Here is a 16,970-nt window from a genome sequence, read left to right as displayed (position 1 = left end):
TTTAATATGGGCGCTATATAGTCCGCAAACAGGCTCGTTCCTCTATTAGTGATGCAAAACAACTGCTGGATCACACCGATAAACGCTTTCATGCTAAAGCGTTACAGTCAGAGGGAAGAGTAAACTGCTACAATTTTTATTTTAGACAAATAAGGATCTTCAGCGACTTATGAGTAACAGTGCTATTGATATTTCCCTATTAGGGCGCACCTACTCTATCGCTTGCCCGAAAGGACAAGAGGAAGCGTTGCGCTCGATTGCCAAAGGCGTTGAGCAACAGCTAACTAACTTGAAGGCACGTACCAATAATTTAAGCCGTGAAGAATTAGCCATTATGGCCGCGCTGAATATTGGCTACGAGTTACATGAAGAGCAGCAAAAAAATAAACAATACATGGCGCAAATGGATGAGCGTATTTCTTTACTTCAGTCAACGTTGGAAAACTCGTTACTGGAACGTACCAAGGAAGATTAAATAAATTTTGACTTGTGTTGCTAGTTTGATGACTAACAACATGATTCGCACTGGTTTTGCTCCCTGGGGTATGCGCTTGTAGGTTATGTCCCTGTGCCGATATTTACAAACCCAGGGTGAATGTTTTCATTGACATTGTGTATGCTCGGCTTGTACCGAGAAACCTTAGGAGATGAACATTTTCCCGCCTTGAACCTACGGTTCAAGGGCTACACCGACGGTCGGTATTCTGGGGAGCATCCTAATAAAACAAGCCACCTAACTAGGTGGCTTTTTTATATCTGTGGTTAGCCAAGCGAATCAATGTTTGCCCTAACGAGATACGATAGTTCGCTTCACCTGCCCTAATCTGTCATCTATAAGGGCAATCATAAAGCACCGATTAACATCGCTTATTAAAACACCTAGCTTGATAATAAAATGTATCAAAAGATAAAGTCTATGTGAGACAAAGTAAGCAACTTGGAATGTACTTTTAAATACACTTGTTAAAGTTAAGGTTAATATTGTTTTACATAAAACAATGCGGTATAAAGTTTTCAAAATTAATAACTTGCACTTAGGGATTATGACAAGTCGCCTCTTAAATTCTGCCGTTCTTTATTCACTTTTAGCTTCAACGTTGTTTTTAACCGCATGTAAGTCAACGCCAGAACCTCAACAACCCGCTTATGTTATTCCTGCTGCAATCTCGCATTTACCCCTTGATGCTGCAAATCAAGGCTTAGACATTGTCGACATACAATTAGCCCTTGGCGATCGCAACTTATACCTTGCTGCAAACGGTAACATCAAAATGATATCGACGGCGCAATGTCCGCTCGATATTTCAGCCCATCGCGGTGACTTTCGTCAACCAGAAAGTAGCTATAATGCGATAGCAGCGGCGCTTAATGACAATTTTAACAGTGTCGAAATTGACGTCATGCTGCTTAAAGATGGCACTTGGGTCAATCATCACGATAGCCAAACTGGGCGCGCAACAGTGCATTATACAGGTGAGCGATACAAGATTGAGCGCATGAACCGCAAGGAGTTCGGCCAATTAAAATTGCGTGATAAAAACACTAACGCGCTTTTAAATGAACGCCCGATCACCGCTGCTGAATCATTTAAGGTTTTTGCGGCATACCGTGCCCCATCACAAAAGCTAAATGTGGAAATAAAATCCGACGCTAACGGCCAAGCGTTAGTTGATCTTGATAACATGTTGCGTAAGTACATTGGCTTGAGTGGCTTTTACTACTCCGCAGCAGATAAAGATACCTTATATAAACTACGAGGTATTAACCCATATGTTTACCTTGGCTTTGTCCAAGGCGGTCACCCAACTAGCGTAGAAAAGCTTCGCAGCGATTTACGCAAAGGGGTCAAAAACGATGCTTACTACTTAGATAATCAAGACGATCTTGAATTAGCGGGTCGATACGGAACGAAGCGCTATCGCTCTCGTTATCAAGATTATACAAGCACAAGTGCGCTTAAAAAGCTGCAAAGTAAGTTAGGGACTAACTCAGGCTTACACCTTGATATTCGTAGTTATATGCAAAACCCAGGGGTAAAAAGTCGCGCTAAGGGTTTAGGTATGAAGGTGTATACCTACTCGATTAATGGCACCGATTTTCATCAACAACAGCTTTTAACGCTTAGCCGTAACACTTTGCCTGACGGCGTCATTGTTGATGCTACGCCATACAAAATTTGTCAGCGACTGTTTAAGGCTTCTGTCCCCGCTAAACGCTACCAACCATTAAGTAATATCGGCCGTTATATTGCCTCGTTGCCACAAGATGCTGACTTTGATCGCTTTGAAGAAATGTTGGGCTACCAACAAGAAGGGTATTATTTATCACTCAATTCGGGGCTTAAATCCATTGTTAAGGCCAAGAAAGTGACTACTAAAAACACCACACCAACACCGCTATTAGAGCATGGTTTTCCAACCATTACAGATGAAAAGCTGGAACACAAAACGGGTGAAACCATTATTTTAACCTTGCCAGAAAATGGCACTCAATAGCCGTTTAGCTGTTAGATAAACAACCAATAAAAACAACAAACAATAATAAAACTAAAAAATGACTGACAATAAAAAAAGCCCATTTGCGACGAGTTTACTCGACCAAACACCAACACAGCAAAAAATGCAGGCTGCTGAAAAACAATTAAAAAAAGTACAAAAGAAACAGCATTCTCAGGCAACAAAAGCGGCAATCCATAAAGAGCGTGAAGCGCAAATCACCAAATTAGGTAAGCCTTTTTGGTGGATGCTTTTCATGTTTATTTGCTCAATCCTGTATCTGTTTCCAGAAGCCGTGTTCAATGCGGCTTTAACCGAAGTCGCAGGCGGTAAAAACTCGTCAGAAGAAGACTTACGCGCAGTGGAGCTATTTGGTCGTACTATCAGTGGTATTGGTGTCACATTATTACTCGCCGATATGCTGCTCAAGGGTAAGCGTGTCGCTCGAGTCGGTAGAGCCTTGGGCCACTTTGCATTGATTGCGATTTTGGTGTGGCCGACAGTATTTTTTGGACAAAAATGGTTGGTTGATCATTTTATCATTGATGCCTCAACCCCTGCTGAACGCCAGCAGGCTTATTTGTCGCAAATACTGCGTAGCGCACTCATTGAAAAGTCGATTCAATTTGAAGGGATTAATTACGATCCCGATTCAGAACATAACGCGACCGAAAAAACCTTCTTATCGGTTTTTGGTGGCCTTGTTTATGCTGACGATAAGTTAGTTGATGATATCAAAGAAAAGAAACGGATGATCATGGAGAAATTTGTCCGTGATCGTGCCCTGTCTCGATTTGATGAACACTACGCAAACTACGATGATTTTCGTCAAACCCTACGTAGCCACTATAAAGAATATGCTCAAGGTTCAAACGATTATAACCAAGCTCTAAGTACCGCTCCAAGCCGCTCTGATGAATATTGGTTAGATACCCAAAACCAAGTTAAACAAGGTTGGGAAAAGTATCAAAAAGGCGTCAGTGCTTACGAAGGAAGAGTCGAGTCGAGAGCGCAAAAAATTGCCCCTAAAATGTATGACTTTTTTGAGCGACGTAATAAATGCGCTGACATGAAAAAAGGCAGTCGCAAAGACAATTGTTATGAACGTCTACAAAACGGTTATGACAAGGAAATCGCCAAATACAGCATTCCTTATATTCCACCTGATGATTGGTTAATCCGAGAAGAAATATCAACCTCTGAAAACGTAGGTAATTCTATTATCACTGGCATTATGACCTTTGGTCTATTCACTGCAATGCAAGCCGCTGATGCTGCAACGGGCGGTGATGGTGGCTTTAAAGATCATCGCATGGTGTATACCAATGATGTTAACCATTATAAAAATGTCTTAATGGTCAAAATGGAGCCTGATTTTGTTAAAGAATCTGGCGGCTACCCGCTAGGTATCAGCACTATTCATGAATTTAGACATCATCAACTGACTAGCACTAAGGTCAATAACACCCTTAAACAAAAAGGGCTGACATTACCTTCAACTTGGGTGATGGCAGACCGAACAAGCTTTGATAATGCCGTAGCAAACAAAGTCCGCCAAGAGGCGGATAATCGCTGGCGCTCGACTATGAAAAACAAAGGCTTGGATATGCCACCTAATTTAAGTTGGCAGCAATTCCAGCAACAAGGAGATATTCAAAAACGTATTGAGCGCCAAATGAAAGAGCTGTATATCAGCCCAACGCTTGCTGACTGGAATAACCGAGAATTTAAACAGCGCATTATTGAGCCCAATATTCAGCGTAAAACCACTGAATATCTCAATGTACTTGAAGCCCAACAAGCCGAATTTGCAGATGGCGGCGCCTTTGAGTCCACAGGTAAGTCGGCATTACGTGCGACCATAGTGCCGCCAATATCGATGTCGATTAGTTTAGCCTTGGTGTTGTTAACCGTGTTAAAGCTGCCAATGAAAGCTGCTGAGTTAGTACAAGCCAAAAGAAAAACCAAGGATGATGGTGAGTCGCAAGAAGGCCAAAATAAGGCCAAAGATGGCTATATCAAAGCGGGGATTTCTGCTGCGCTACTGTTATCGATTTTTGTGGTGCCAGTTACCCTAAGTAGCAATCAATACACAGTTAAAGACTCTGCTATGCATTACTTTTTTGAGCAAATGGAAAACAATGATTCAGCCGGTATTTCATTTGCGCTTAAATGGTTACTGGTCACTCAACCGATAGTGCAACCTATTGGTGCCAGCATTGATGAATACCTGTTTATCACCAAAGGTTTTGATGCGATTAGCGAACCAATTAATCGATTCGATTTAGCCATATTACCTGAGCATGACACGAGTGCTCAGTCTAGCCCTGCTTCAGCAGCAAAAGCCTTATTACCATTAACCATTAATACCAATGTGGCTAATGCCAACATCGCAGTAATGAATATTAAACCCAAATATCAAACAGGCATGATGCTGCCACCAGGAGGCTATGACATTAAAGTCTCTGCCAGTGGTCATCAAGCTATTCGAACCTGGGTTTATTTAAAACCCGAAGAAACCGAATTCACGATTAATTTATAACGTATTTAACTGAGTTAAATCACCATTCACGCATTGATTGATAGGAAGTATTACGTGAGTAAACTAACGCAATTCCAGGACTTTATACGAAGTAATGGTAAAGACTTAACTGGTGTTGATGTACCAGTTGTATTGAGTAATGAAGAAGCTAAGTTACCAGAGCTTAACTTTACCTTTGGCTGGACCATTGAGATTGGTGTAAGCGAACATGAACATGGCGGGCATTGTCCATCAGGCATCAAGTGTGGCAGCGCCTCGAACGCTTACGACGATGCTAACAATAAAGCAAAAGAGTATGTCAGCGGTCAAAATTCATTATTTAACGATCGTTTCATCAAAATACTTGGCCCTGACGTTGCTGAAAACTTTTTAATCAAAGATCGTGGCTTAAAGTCTGCGCCAGAAACCTATGTCGGTAGCAAGGTTTGTTATAACTGTAGTGGCTCTGGTAAACAAAACTGCGGCAGTTGTCATGGCAGCGGTAGCACTTCCTGTAGCGGTTGTAGTGGCAGTGGCCGAAATCATGTGACTCGCTACGAGAATAACCGCACGGTTCATACCACTGAGACATGTTCATCATGCTGGGGCAGTGGTAGTAAAACCTGCTATAACTGCAGTGGTTCAGGCAAGGTGACCTGTCGTACCTGTGATGGTGGTGGTTACCTCTATTTCAGTTACACCATTGATGGTGAAGCTAAACGGAGTACAAAGTGGGAATATAACACCAGTGATTACCATGAGTGGACGTCTGATTACGTCAAAAAGACGGGACTTAAAATCGTTCACCACTTAGATGATATCACCGAAGTCGATGTTAAAGGCGCTTTGGACGGTTGCACCTTTATTTATGCTTTTAAGGCCAAATTACCGACTTTACAATTTACTGCCAACATTGATAACGTCGATACGACGTTGTGTTTTGGTGGTAACAAAAACAGCACGCATGATGCAGGTGGGGTATACGATCCTGCGGTATGGAGCGTGGCACAAAAACTCGCTGGCGGCAGTAAATCTAATGATAAAGCAGCCCTTTCAACACCCGCAGTTAAAAACATTATTGAAGCCAATGAAACTAACACCTCGATTGCATTATTAGAGGAGAACTGGGTTTCAAGTGATATTAAAGATGCGGTTGTTTCTAATTATCAAACCTTAGTGACTCAGCTTAAAAAGCAAAGTGTGAAAGGCATTGCGCCTAAAATGATTGGCAGTATGTTTAAATTCGCCTTTCTATTCCTAACAATAGGAATATTGTTTGCTGTCATGTACCCAACGTTTACCCAAGAAACGGCTTATCGTATGAGTGTGACTCAAATCCCTGAATGGATGCTGGCATTAGTCACCATGAAGTTTGGCTTATTTGGCTTACCTGCATGGTGTAACTACCTGTTCATCATTGGTTTATTCTGGTTAAGCTATAAAGGTATTCAAAAGTGGTATTGGAAGAACATTGGTCAGGGCAAAATATGGCTTTTGGCGCTCAGTTTAACCTTATTGGTACCTCATATTGGATTCACCTTGTACTACAACGGTATTGAAGTGATTCAACATACCCTAGAAATCACCAATGCATTGATGGCTGCATCGTTATTAGTCGGTCTATATGTTGTCGTCATTGGCACAAAATTGCCGAATAAGTGGTACACAAAAGTAGCTGGATTTATCGCTGGTATTGGCGTGTATTGCGGCTTGCACTATGGCCTATTTATTCTCAATTCACGTATTGGTTTTATCGAAAACCATGACAGATACCCGTACGAGATGCTGCAGTCCTTACGCCCTGGCACCCTGTTTATGGCGGAAAACCTGATTGAATGGGCAATGTTGACTGTCATTTTTGCCTACTTCTTAACTCGTCGTCAGTTCTGGTTAAAAGCAAAAACTGAAGTCGCTGATTACGACAGCCCTGTATTATTAAAATCAATGAACATGGAAAAGTAGCGAGAAACAAGGTTTGAGTAGAGAGCTAACTTACCGCTTTCATTACAAACCTGAGTTACAGCATGCAATATAAGACAACGCCGATGATGGTTATCATCGGCGTTTTTTATCATACCAGCGGCTGATTTTTCCCCATTTACACTCAAGCTGGTCAATCCATTGATTATCTTCTTTGATATTTTCACATATCAGGATAATCTGCATCTTGTAACATCATTTGTTCATATCGCTATTTTATCTTTCATTTGTAAGTGATGGAGAACTTCTCACCGATGAGCATGACGCGCTTTATGACTGGTTCGAACCAATATCAGTCTGCTACAACAGCGAAACAACCTTCAATAACATATTTTTCATCAGCTAGCCCAGCATCAGCAGAACCATCAGCATCTGCCGAGGTCATTTATCCGCATTCTTTTAATAGCCCAAGGGATGCTGAACCGTTATTCGATAGTAGAAATATGAGCCGAGATAGTATTCGTCGCCATATTCGTCAAGAACGAAATAGCATGGACCAAGCAGAGCAAAATCAGTTAGCGTTAATTGCCAGTCGCCATTTATTGTCGGAAATACAGCAAATTTCAGCCAAAAGAGTGGCCATTTATTTGGGGTTTGATGGCGAGCTTGCCACCAACAAATTAATTGAAGCATTGTGGAAACTAGATGTAGAAGTTTATTTACCTCGTATACATCCTTTTGCTAAAGGGCATTTATTATTTGTCCGCTACAACCCTGATACCGTAATGGTGAATAACCGCTTTGATATTGCCGAACCTAAACTGGATATTCGCCATATTATTACGGTAGATAAACTAGATATGATCGTCACGCCATTAGTCGCGTTTGATGATAATGGCAATCGAATGGGAATGGGCGGCGGCTTTTACGATCGCACATTAGCTCAGGTAAAAGACAATAAACCATTAGCAGTGGGCTATGCCCATGATTGCCAACAGGTGAGTTATTTACCCGTGGAGTATTGGGATATTCCATTACCAATCATCATTACCCCAACCAAACGTATCGCCAACGACTGACCAATGGCTGCAGTTCACATAAAAAAACCGTTATTTTCATAACGGTTTTTTATTTCAGCTAATCGCCAACTCAGCGAATATTGATGGTTAACGGCCTATTGCGTTGCTGCCGCTAATGCTTGAGATACGTCAGCAATAATATCGTCAATGTGCTCAATACCGACAGAGATACGAACTAAGTCTTCAGATACTCCAGCTTTAGCCAGCTCGTCTGAGTCTAACTGTCGATGTGTCGTCGTAGCAGGATGGCATGCCAATGACTTAGCATCACCAATATTGACCAAACGCAAAATCATTTGCAGTGCATCAATGAATTTTCCACCAGCAATTTTACCCGCTTGTGCATCACTGGCCTTAATACCAAAACTAATGATACCCGAGGCTTTACCTTGGGTAATCTTTTGACAGCGCTCGTGTTGGGGACTGTCGGTTAAGGCGGCGTAATTCACCCAACTAACCGATGGATGATCCGCTAGATACTCAGCAAGTGCCAATGCATTTTCACAATGGCGCTCCATTCGTAAGCTGAGTGTTTCTAGCCCTTGAAGTAATAAAAATGCACTTTGCGGTGATAAGGCTGCACCAGTATTGCGTAAGGGAACAACACGGCATCGACCGATAAAGGCTGCAGGCCCAAAAGCTTCGGTATACACCACACCATGATAGGAAGGATCTGGCTCATTCAGTAAAGCAAACCGCGCTTTATTCGCTACCCAATCAAACTTACCCGAATCAATAATCACCCCACCAATGGTGGTGCCATGACCACCAATGTATTTGGTTAATGAGTGAATAACGATATCAGCGCCGTGATCAATAGCACGACACAGTACCGGGGTCGCAACGGTATTATCAACGACTAACGGTACACCGTGTTTATGCGCAATTTCTGCTAACCGCTGCAGGTCAACAACGTTACCAGCAGGGTTACCAATAGATTCACAAAAAAGTGCTTTGGTATTGTCATCAATTAATGCTTCAAGCCCTTCATAATCATCGTAAGCAGCCATCCGCACGTCAATGCCTTGGCGAGGTAACGTATGGGCAAATAAATTATAGGTGCCGCCATAAAGCCGGCTTGTACTAACGATGTTATCACCCACTTGTGTCAGCGCCTGAATCGCATAGGTAATGGCTGCCATACCTGATGCTACAGCTAGAGCTGCTATGCCACCTTCGATTGCTGCAAGTCGCTGTTCTAGCACATCTGTAGTGGGGTTCATAATACGAGTATAAATGTTACCAGGCACTTTTAAATCAAATAAATCAGCACCATGCTGGGTATCATCAAAGGTATAAGAAGTGGTTTGGTAAATGGGCACTGCGGCGGCTTTGGTGGTGGCTTCTGATTGATAGCCGTGGTGTAAAGCCAGCGACTCCAGTTTCATCCCTTGAGCATTATTGTCTGCTGCCATGATAGACCCCTTCTAATCGTTCATCGTTGATAACGGAAAATTGATTGAACATTGCTGATTGTTTATCGCAGTGCTCAATCAAACCTATATCCACATTAGCAATTAGCCATCTAGAAGTCTAAAACTTTTTTTAATTAGTGCTATCAGTACCGCAATCCATTATTTTAATTGTCTGCCACCATCAACCGCATAGCTTCGGCCTGTCACATAATGACTGGAGGTTAAATAATCTACCAGCGATATCATTTCATTATTACCGGCCTCGACAGGCAAAATCGCTTTTGCTAAAGCTTTCACTTTATAGTCGTCATCATCACCTTCGTTAAATAAAATCATCGCAGGGGCAATAGAGTTCACTTTAACTTCAGGCGCAAGTTTTGCCGCAAAAGATAGCGTCAAATTATGCAATCCCGCCTTACTGGCCGCATAAGCAATATGCTTTTTACTGCCCTTTTCGGCGACATAATCGGTGATATGAATAATATTACTGGCACCAACTTGTTGCTTAGCACTGGCAGTTAATAATGGCGCTAAAGCAAGGTTAATTTGATAAGGTGCGCTCACATGAATATTCATCATTCTTGTCATAATATCCGCAGAGCTCACCTCATTTGAGGTTTTATCATTATGCCAATCAGATGCATTATGGATGATGCAATTTAGCTCGCTATATTGCGCAACAATGCGCTGTAACATATCGTTTATTTCTTCTGTGAGAGTTAAGTCACACTGGTATAAATCAGCCCCAAGTTCAGCCAACTCATCAATACTTGGGTAATGTGTTCTAAAGGTGCCAATCACTTGATGGCCTTGGGCAATAAAATGCTTTGCTAACGCATAGCCAATACGTTTACCAACCCCTGTAATCAATATGGTGTGTTTCATTTGAGTTCTCTTATTCTTGTATTGAGCCAGTAGTTAAACTCACATAATAAAGGTCATTAGCAGCGACTAATGACCTCGTGTCTGTTATCCATCATTCATGAGATAGCTGAGTGAATCAAGCCTTTGAGTAAAACTCTGCTCGGGTCGCAGGGTTGCTTTTGAAGCAGCCACCTAATGCTGATGTGGTGGTGTGCGACTGGGTGTCCATGATGCCACGAGATTTCACACAATAATGAGTGGCATTCATACTGACTGCGACATCTTCAGTTTCTAAAAGCGTTTGCAGTGCGACTAAAATTTGTTGCGTTAAACGCTCTTGCACTTGGGGGCGCTGGGCAAAGAAGCGCACAATCCGATTGATTTTAGACAGACCAATAATCTTTGATTTAGGCATATAAGCCACATTGGCAACGCCATCTATGGTGATAAAGTGATGCTCGCAGGTACTCACAACACTGACATCGCTGACTTTAACCATTTCTTCAACGCCCATTTTATTATCGATTTGGGTCACTTTAGGGAAATGCTGATAGTCGAGCCCCGAAAAAATTTCATTCACGTACATTTTGGCAATTCGATGTGGTGTTTCACACAAACTGTCATCGGTTAAATCCAGACCTAATGTTGAGACAACTTCAGTCATCAATCCTTGAATGCGTTCTATTTTTTGGTCACTGGTCATCTGATTTTCGACCAATGGCGTTTCAAGACCTCGCTCAATAAGAACTTGCTGCACCTTGCGTGCTTCATCTGAAATCATGTGTTTTCCTTATGGCAACCCGTGCCAAATAAAACCACACTATTACGTGATAGCCAGCGGCTACCGATTATTTGCGTTGCTCTAAAGACAGCGAAACAGAGTCGGCAAAACGTAAAGCATGAGGTTTATCAATTGTCACCCGTGACATCGTGATTGATGGGTGCTCACTACAAATAGCCAACACGTCTGCCACCAACTTTTCGAGCAGTAAAAAGCGCCCTTCTTCAACATGTTGGATAACTTTTTTAGTAATGACTTTATAGTTAAGTGCATCTGCAACATCGTCAGTTTCAAATGACTTGTCGGCGGGATATTGGATTTCGATATTAATCACAACATCTTGCTGCTTTTCACGTTCGTCAGGATTAAAACCAATAAACGTTCGTAAACGAAGATTGGTCACTTTAATGATTGCTTGGCTAATGGACATAGTGAGCCTCTTATAAATTCACTGGGTAGTACGTGACAATGAGCAAGTTAGATCACATAAAAAAGAGTCAACCGTTAATGGCTGACTCTTATAGTTATAGCGATAAAACGCCAATTTTGCTAACTAAAACTCTTTATAGTTTCGGTACTTAACTTTGAAGAAGATGATATAAAACACTGGAACAATGATCAGAGTCAGCATGGTTGCTACCCCTAAACCGAACATGACTACTGCTGCAAGCGACTCAAAGAAAGCGTCGGTTAACAGTGGCAACACACCTAAAATCGTGGTTATGGCGGCCATACAAACAGGTCGCACACGACTCACCGTTGAGTTAAACACAGCTTCAAAGGTTTCTATTCCTTCGTTGATGTCAGTGTTAATTTGATCCAATAAAACAATCCCGTTTTTCAGTAGCATGCCCGATAAGCTGAGCATGCCTAACAACGCCATAAAGCTAAATGGTTTATCAAGGATTAACAATCCAGATGTAATACCAATAATAGCTAATGGTACACAAGCCCAGATAACCAAGGGTTTTCTTACCGAATTAAACAAGAACACGGTAATCAAAAACATGAATAAAAAGCCTAATGGCAAGGTCGCAAATAATGACTCTTGCGCATCTGTCGATGATTCATATTCCCCTCCCCATTGCAGCTCATACCCTACTGGTAACTCGAGTGCCTCTACTTTAGGTTTGATTTTGGCAAACAGTTCAGCTGGGAGAATACCGTATTCAAAATCGGTATCGGCAAATACAGTTAAGGTACGTTTACGATCCCGACGTTGAATAATAGGATCTTCAAACTTCACCTCAAAACCATCAACCACTTGTTGCAGAGGTACAAAGGCACTTAGCGCTGGGCTCCAAATACGAATACTCTCTAAGGATTCGATATCAATGCGCTCATCTTCAGGTAAGCGACCGATAATCGGCAGCAAGGTTGTTCCTTCACGGTAAACCCCGATTTGTAAGCCAGTGAACGAAAATTTTAATGCCTCATCGACTTCACTTTTTACAATACCTAGACGGCGAGCTTGGGTTTCATTAAACCGAGGGGCAATGTATTTCACCCGCTCACGCCAGTCGTGACGTACATTGACTGTGGCTGGCGTAGCATTAAATATCTCCATCACTTGTGCTGCAATACTACGCAATACATCAGGGTCGGCGCCGCTGATCCTCGCTTCGATTTTGGCATCCGTTGATGGACCAATTTCTAAGCGCTTAAATTTAAGCTGCGCTTGCGGATAACTGCGCTCTACGTCCCTGCGAAAGGTCACCATCACATCAGATAAGGTTTCAAAATCTGATGTTCTTAACGCAATTTGCGCATAGGATGCGTAATTTTTCTCAGGCGAATAAGTCAATAAGAAACGAGGAAAACCTTTACCTATGGTAGATGCCACATACTCGACATTATCAAGGTTAAACGCGATGGCCTCCATCCCTTCAACGACGGTTTGAGTTTCACGAATATCGGTCCCTTCTGGCATCCACACATCGACTAAAAATATAGGTGTGGTAGAAGGCGGGAAAAAGGATTGCTTAACGTAAGCAAAGCCATAAATAGAGGCGCAAAACGCAATAACAACGGCAATCACACTGACCCAACGAAAGCGCATACACACGTCAAGTAGTGCCTTGTAATACATGAAGAAGGCACCGCCATACGGATCTTTTGGTTCACCTTCCACTTTTTCAGCTTCCGAGCCAAAAAATAATTGCGCGAAAAATGGCGTAATCGTGATCGCAGTAATCCAAGATAAAAACAGCGAAAACAGTAATACCCAGAATAACGACCCTGCAAATTCACCCGTCGAATCTGGAGAGAGCCCAATGGGTGCAAAAGCTGTAATCGCAATGACAGTTGCGCCAAGTAATGGCCACATTGTTTGTTTAACGATGCCTTGAGCTGCCTCTAGGGTTGTTTGTCCACGTTGCCGACCGATGAGTATGCCTTCAACAATCACAATGGCATTATCCACCAGCATCCCTAAGGCAATAATTAATGCCCCGAGGGAGATACGTTGCAGTTCAATCTCAGCCTGCAACATCAGCATAAAGGTGCCCAAACAGGTTAAAAATAGGATTAATCCAATTAATATCCCTGATTTAAAGCCCATAAATACCAGCAATACCCCTACAACAATCACCACTGCTGCAATGAGGTTCCACACAAAGCTGCCGACGGAGGCATCAACTTCATTAGGCTGGTTGTACATGGTTTCAATCACCATACCTGCAGGGCGTACACTTTCAATGCTGGCAAGTTTTGCGTCAATGGCTTTACCCACCTCAACAACATTGACCCCAGTCGAAAACGATATACCTATGTTGATGGAGTCATGCTGATTAAACTTGAGTAAATTGGTCGGGATATTTTGAAAACCACGAGAAACAGTAGCGACATCTTTTAGATAAATTAGCTTGTCACCTTGGGTACCGGGAATGATTAACTCTTCAAGCTCACTGACAGACTTAAAGCCGCCACTGGTACGAATTTTTAAGTTATCGGCAGATACCCGAATATTACCCGCATCTGACACCATGTTTTGCGAGTTAAGTAGATTTTGAATCAATGAGGGGTCGATGTTAGAACTCGCCGCTTTGTTCAACGACATTTCAACAAACACCTGCTCTTGCTGGTTCCCTGCCAATGACACTTTACCGACACCTGGCACCAATTCGAGCTCACGTTTTACATAGTCGACGTAATCGAGAATATCTCGATAGCTGTAGTCCGTGCCGCTCACCATCAACATGATGCCGTACACATCGCCAAAATCATCATTGACGATAGGCGCTTGTACTCCTGGCGGTAAACTTGATGACATGTCGTTGACTTTACGGCGCAGTTCATCCCATATCTGCGGCAATTCTTCAGGGCCATAGATGTTCTTCATGGTTACCGTAATTTGCGACATACCCGAGGTACTGAGTGAGCGAATATAGTCGACATAGGGCAATGCTTGAATTGCCTTTTCAATTGGGTAGGTGACTTCTTCTTCCACCTCTGTGGACGTTGCACCAGGATATAAGGTGACAACCACAGCATCTTTAATGGTAAAAGGCGGATCTTCCAATTGGCCTAGTCCAGTAAATGCCATCAAACCGCCAATAAGCAGTATTAGGGTAAACATCCAACTGATCACAGTATTTTTAACAAAGTAGCCTGCTATATTCATTACACACTTTCCCTTGTATCAGTTGAGTGATTGGCGTTATTAAGGAGTACTTTTGGATACCGAGTCATCATGCTCCCTCCTCTAGTAACTGTACTTGCTGGCCTTTAACTAAACGGGCTGCGCCTGTTGTGATAATGGTTTGGCCATCATCAAGGCCACTGATCACTTCAATTTCATCACCGACAATAACCCCCAGTGTTACTGGTTGATACTGAATCGAATTATCGGCAGCGTTGTAAAGCCAAACACCACTATTTTGTGCATCAATATCACTACCATCTTGCATAACAACCGCTTCGATTAGCACTAAATATTCTCGATGATAGGTGTAAGTCATGTCGCTCAAGTTAACTTGTACTTTTGCTGGCATGCCTTCTAACACTTTATATTTGGGGTCTAAGTCCACTGCAATGGTGGCAATATAAGTTGATGTCGTGGGATCTTTTTCGGTGTTGACCTCTAATAAACGGCCGCTAAATTGAGTATTAGGAAAAGCCTCAAAGCTGACATTCAACTTGGCTTGACTCTCTCTGTCTTCTTGCTTTTTTGAAACAGCAATCAGCATATCTGGAATTTGCACATCAACTTCAATACGCTCAACTTTTTGAATACTGAGTACAGATACACCCGGCTGCACATTTTCAAAAGACTCTAAAAATACATCACTGACAATCCCTGAAAATGGCGCGCGCAATTCTGTGTATTGCAGGTTTAACTCAGCTTGGCGCTCTTCTGCTTTGGCCACTAAATATTGGGCATTCATTTCATCGTAGTCAGATTGTGCCATTAGCTTACTTTCAACTAACTGCTTGCCTCGTTGGGCCTGTTTATAACTGACTTCTAAACGTGCTTGACGATCGCTTAAGGCAATGGTGTAGTCACGTTTTTCAAGTACGGCGAGTAACTCACCTTTTTCAACCGACTTGCCTTTGGTTGCAGGTATACGCTCTATTCGCCCCTCAACTCTAAAAGACAGATTCGTTAAATCTTGCGCTCTAGCCACACCATTAAATTCACGCATCACTTCATTATTAGCATGAGGCAAGGTATAAGTTTTCACTAAGGTTTTTGTTGGCTCAATGTCTACAGTGCGCTCACAGGCAGATAAGCTCAATAGGCCTAAGGCAACAACCCCTAGACGATTAATGATAAAACTCATTCTAGAATGTTGAATCCGTTGCATATTATAAGCCTCGCTCTTTAATCCACTTCACCGCTGCTTGGCCATCTTTAAGCTCAGCGGCTCCTGCGACGACGAGCCAATCACCATCATTTAGCCCTGACATCATTCGAGTTCCCTGTAGGGTAACAGGTACCTTTTTGACTCGTTGCTGAGTCGGTGACCAAGTAAATACATAGGCTTGTTGGTTTTCTTTGACCACTGCGCCTTTAGGGATTTTCGGATGGGCATCGGCCGTTCTTGCGGGCAACTTAACTTTGACTCGTGCTGACATGCCAGGTAGAACATTCAGTTCATCTGGCATTGGTAAAGTTAATATAATGGTGTAACTACTAGTTGTAGGGTCGGCAACGGTATTAAGCTCTTTTAAGCGAGCGACATACCATTGATCGCGGCTATCAAACTTAACTTCTATGTTGTCTATATCTTCTAAGCCTTTATCAGATTTTTGTAAAAAACCTATAAATTGCTCTGGCAATTGGAAACTAATATCTGCAGATGCATCAGTTCGAATCCCCATGACTTCTTCTTGTGCTTGGACAAACTCAAACTCACGCTTACTGCGTTTAGAAATCACCCCTTGATAGGGGGCACGCAACTTAGTGTAGGTCACATCGGTTTTGGCTTTATCCAGTGCAGCTTGAGCTACGGTAAAATCACTTTTAGCTTGGTCATAATCGTTACGTGATACCACCCCTTGCTCAACCAAAGACTCATTGCGCTCAAACAACACTTTAGCTAACTCGAATTGTGCTTGCGCCATGGCTAAGTGTTGCTGATAAATATCACTATCGAGTGTGGCTAATATATCTCCTGGTTCAACGGCATCTCCAGGTCTAACAAAGATTTCAGCAATTTCACCTGAGACTCGAAATGACAATGCCGCTTTTTCTGAGGCTTTAACTTCGCCTGGTAAAAAGCGCTCACGGTATTCAGAGCCCACATCAACTTGCAGCACTTTGACTGGACGAGGGATATCACGACTGGTGGCTTCACTGCCTTCTTCTGCGTTGGCAACACTGAGTAAAACACTGGAAATTATCGAGGGGAATATAACTAAAAAAGAACTAAACTGGCTGAGTTTCTTCATGTT

12 protein-coding genes and 1 other RNA gene are annotated in these 16,970 nt (G+C 42.5%); 6 read left to right on the top strand and 7 right to left on the bottom strand.

The window, feature by feature from the left end:
- The first annotated feature begins 169 nt into the window (after positions 1-169).
- The 6 genes from SJ2017_RS04090 to SJ2017_RS04065 all read left to right on the top strand — a co-directional run bounded on the left by SJ2017_RS04090 (position 170) and on the right by SJ2017_RS04065 (position 8,015).
- Complete coding sequence (locus tag SJ2017_RS04090; protein WP_055022592.1) at positions 170-475, top strand: cell division protein ZapA; 306 nt, start codon at positions 170-172, stop codon at positions 473-475.
- A 57-nt stretch (positions 476-532) separates the two neighbouring features.
- A non-coding RNA gene (gene ssrS, locus SJ2017_RS04085) (6S RNA) lies at positions 533-715 on the top strand.
- 328 nt (positions 716-1,043) lie between these two features.
- On the top strand, positions 1,044-2,495 hold the full coding sequence (locus SJ2017_RS04080) for a glycerophosphodiester phosphodiesterase (protein WP_080917392.1): 1,452 nt from the start codon (positions 1,044-1,046) through the stop codon (positions 2,493-2,495).
- 58 nt (positions 2,496-2,553) lie between these two features.
- Entirely contained in the window at positions 2,554-5,037 is a 2,484-nt protein-coding gene (locus SJ2017_RS04075) for a hypothetical protein (RefSeq protein WP_080914945.1), read from the top strand.
- Positions 5,038-5,091: 54 nt separating this feature from the next.
- A complete protein-coding gene (locus SJ2017_RS04070) occupies positions 5,092-6,978 on the top strand; it encodes a hypothetical protein (RefSeq protein WP_080914944.1) in 1,887 nt (628 codons plus the stop codon).
- 461 nt (positions 6,979-7,439) lie between these two features.
- Positions 7,440-8,015, top strand: coding sequence for a 5-formyltetrahydrofolate cyclo-ligase (locus SJ2017_RS04065; RefSeq protein ID WP_372038079.1), 576 nt, complete (start codon positions 7,440-7,442; stop codon positions 8,013-8,015).
- 95 nt (positions 8,016-8,110) lie between these two features.
- Here the strand turns inward: SJ2017_RS04065 and SJ2017_RS04060 are convergent, their stop codons facing one another.
- The 7 genes from SJ2017_RS04060 to SJ2017_RS04030 form a co-directional block, all read right to left on the bottom strand.
- A complete protein-coding gene (locus SJ2017_RS04060; protein ID WP_080917391.1) occupies positions 8,111-9,403 on the bottom strand; it encodes an O-acetylhomoserine aminocarboxypropyltransferase/cysteine synthase family protein in 1,293 nt (430 codons plus the stop codon).
- A 186-nt stretch (positions 9,404-9,589) separates the two neighbouring features.
- The gene (gene folM, locus SJ2017_RS04055) at positions 9,590-10,315 is read right to left on the bottom strand and encodes a dihydromonapterin reductase (RefSeq protein ID WP_080914942.1); all 726 of its coding nucleotides are present in this window, start codon (positions 10,313-10,315) and stop codon (positions 9,590-9,592) included.
- Positions 10,316-10,430: 115 nt separating this feature from the next.
- A complete protein-coding gene (gene folE, locus SJ2017_RS04050) occupies positions 10,431-11,075 on the bottom strand; it encodes a GTP cyclohydrolase I FolE (protein WP_055022597.1) in 645 nt (214 codons plus the stop codon).
- 67 nt (positions 11,076-11,142) lie between these two features.
- Complete coding sequence (gene folX / locus SJ2017_RS04045) at positions 11,143-11,499, bottom strand: dihydroneopterin triphosphate 2'-epimerase (RefSeq protein WP_055022743.1); 357 nt, start codon at positions 11,497-11,499, stop codon at positions 11,143-11,145.
- A 129-nt stretch (positions 11,500-11,628) separates the two neighbouring features.
- A complete protein-coding gene (locus tag SJ2017_RS04040) occupies positions 11,629-14,697 on the bottom strand; it encodes an efflux RND transporter permease subunit (RefSeq protein ID WP_080914941.1) in 3,069 nt (1,022 codons plus the stop codon).
- 67 nt (positions 14,698-14,764) lie between these two features.
- A complete protein-coding gene (locus tag SJ2017_RS04035) occupies positions 14,765-15,880 on the bottom strand; it encodes an efflux RND transporter periplasmic adaptor subunit (RefSeq protein ID WP_244899768.1) in 1,116 nt (371 codons plus the stop codon).
- A gap of 1 nt (position 15,881) precedes the next feature.
- On the bottom strand, positions 15,882-16,967 hold the full coding sequence (locus tag SJ2017_RS04030) for an efflux RND transporter periplasmic adaptor subunit (protein WP_055022599.1): 1,086 nt from the start codon (positions 16,965-16,967) through the stop codon (positions 15,882-15,884).
- Positions 16,968-16,970 lie beyond the last annotated feature (3 nt).

This window comes from Shewanella japonica (assembly GCF_002075795.1).
GTDB classification, from domain to species: domain Bacteria; phylum Pseudomonadota; class Gammaproteobacteria; order Enterobacterales; family Shewanellaceae; genus Shewanella; species Shewanella japonica.
This window is presented reverse-complemented; position numbering and strand designations above follow the sequence as displayed.

What these genes read in the sequence shown, in the direction of transcription:
- SJ2017_RS04090 (WP_055022592.1), top strand. Translation starts at nt 170, where the DNA reads ATGAGTAACAGTGCTATTGATATTTCCCTATTAGGGCGCACCTACTCT.
- SJ2017_RS04080 (WP_080917392.1), top strand. Translation starts at nt 1,044, where the DNA reads ATGACAAGTCGCCTCTTAAATTCTGCCGTTCTTTATTCACTTTTAGCT.
- SJ2017_RS04075 (WP_080914945.1), top strand. Translation starts at nt 2,554, where the DNA reads ATGACTGACAATAAAAAAAGCCCATTTGCGACGAGTTTACTCGACCAA.
- SJ2017_RS04065 (WP_372038079.1), top strand. Translation starts at nt 7,440, where the DNA reads ATGAGCCGAGATAGTATTCGTCGCCATATTCGTCAAGAACGAAATAGC.
- SJ2017_RS04060 (WP_080917391.1), bottom strand. Translation starts at nt 9,403, where the DNA reads ATGAAACTGGAGTCGCTGGCTTTACACCACGGCTATCAATCAGAAGCC.
- folM (WP_080914942.1), bottom strand. Translation starts at nt 10,315, where the DNA reads ATGAAACACACCATATTGATTACAGGGGTTGGTAAACGTATTGGCTAT.
- folE (WP_055022597.1), bottom strand. Translation starts at nt 11,075, where the DNA reads ATGATTTCAGATGAAGCACGCAAGGTGCAGCAAGTTCTTATTGAGCGA.
- SJ2017_RS04040 (WP_080914941.1), bottom strand. Translation starts at nt 14,697, where the DNA reads ATGAATATAGCAGGCTACTTTGTTAAAAATACTGTGATCAGTTGGATG.
- SJ2017_RS04035 (WP_244899768.1), bottom strand. Translation starts at nt 15,880, where the DNA reads ATGCAACGGATTCAACATTCTAGAATGAGTTTTATCATTAATCGTCTA.
- SJ2017_RS04030 (WP_055022599.1), bottom strand. Translation starts at nt 16,967, where the DNA reads ATGAAGAAACTCAGCCAGTTTAGTTCTTTTTTAGTTATATTCCCCTCG.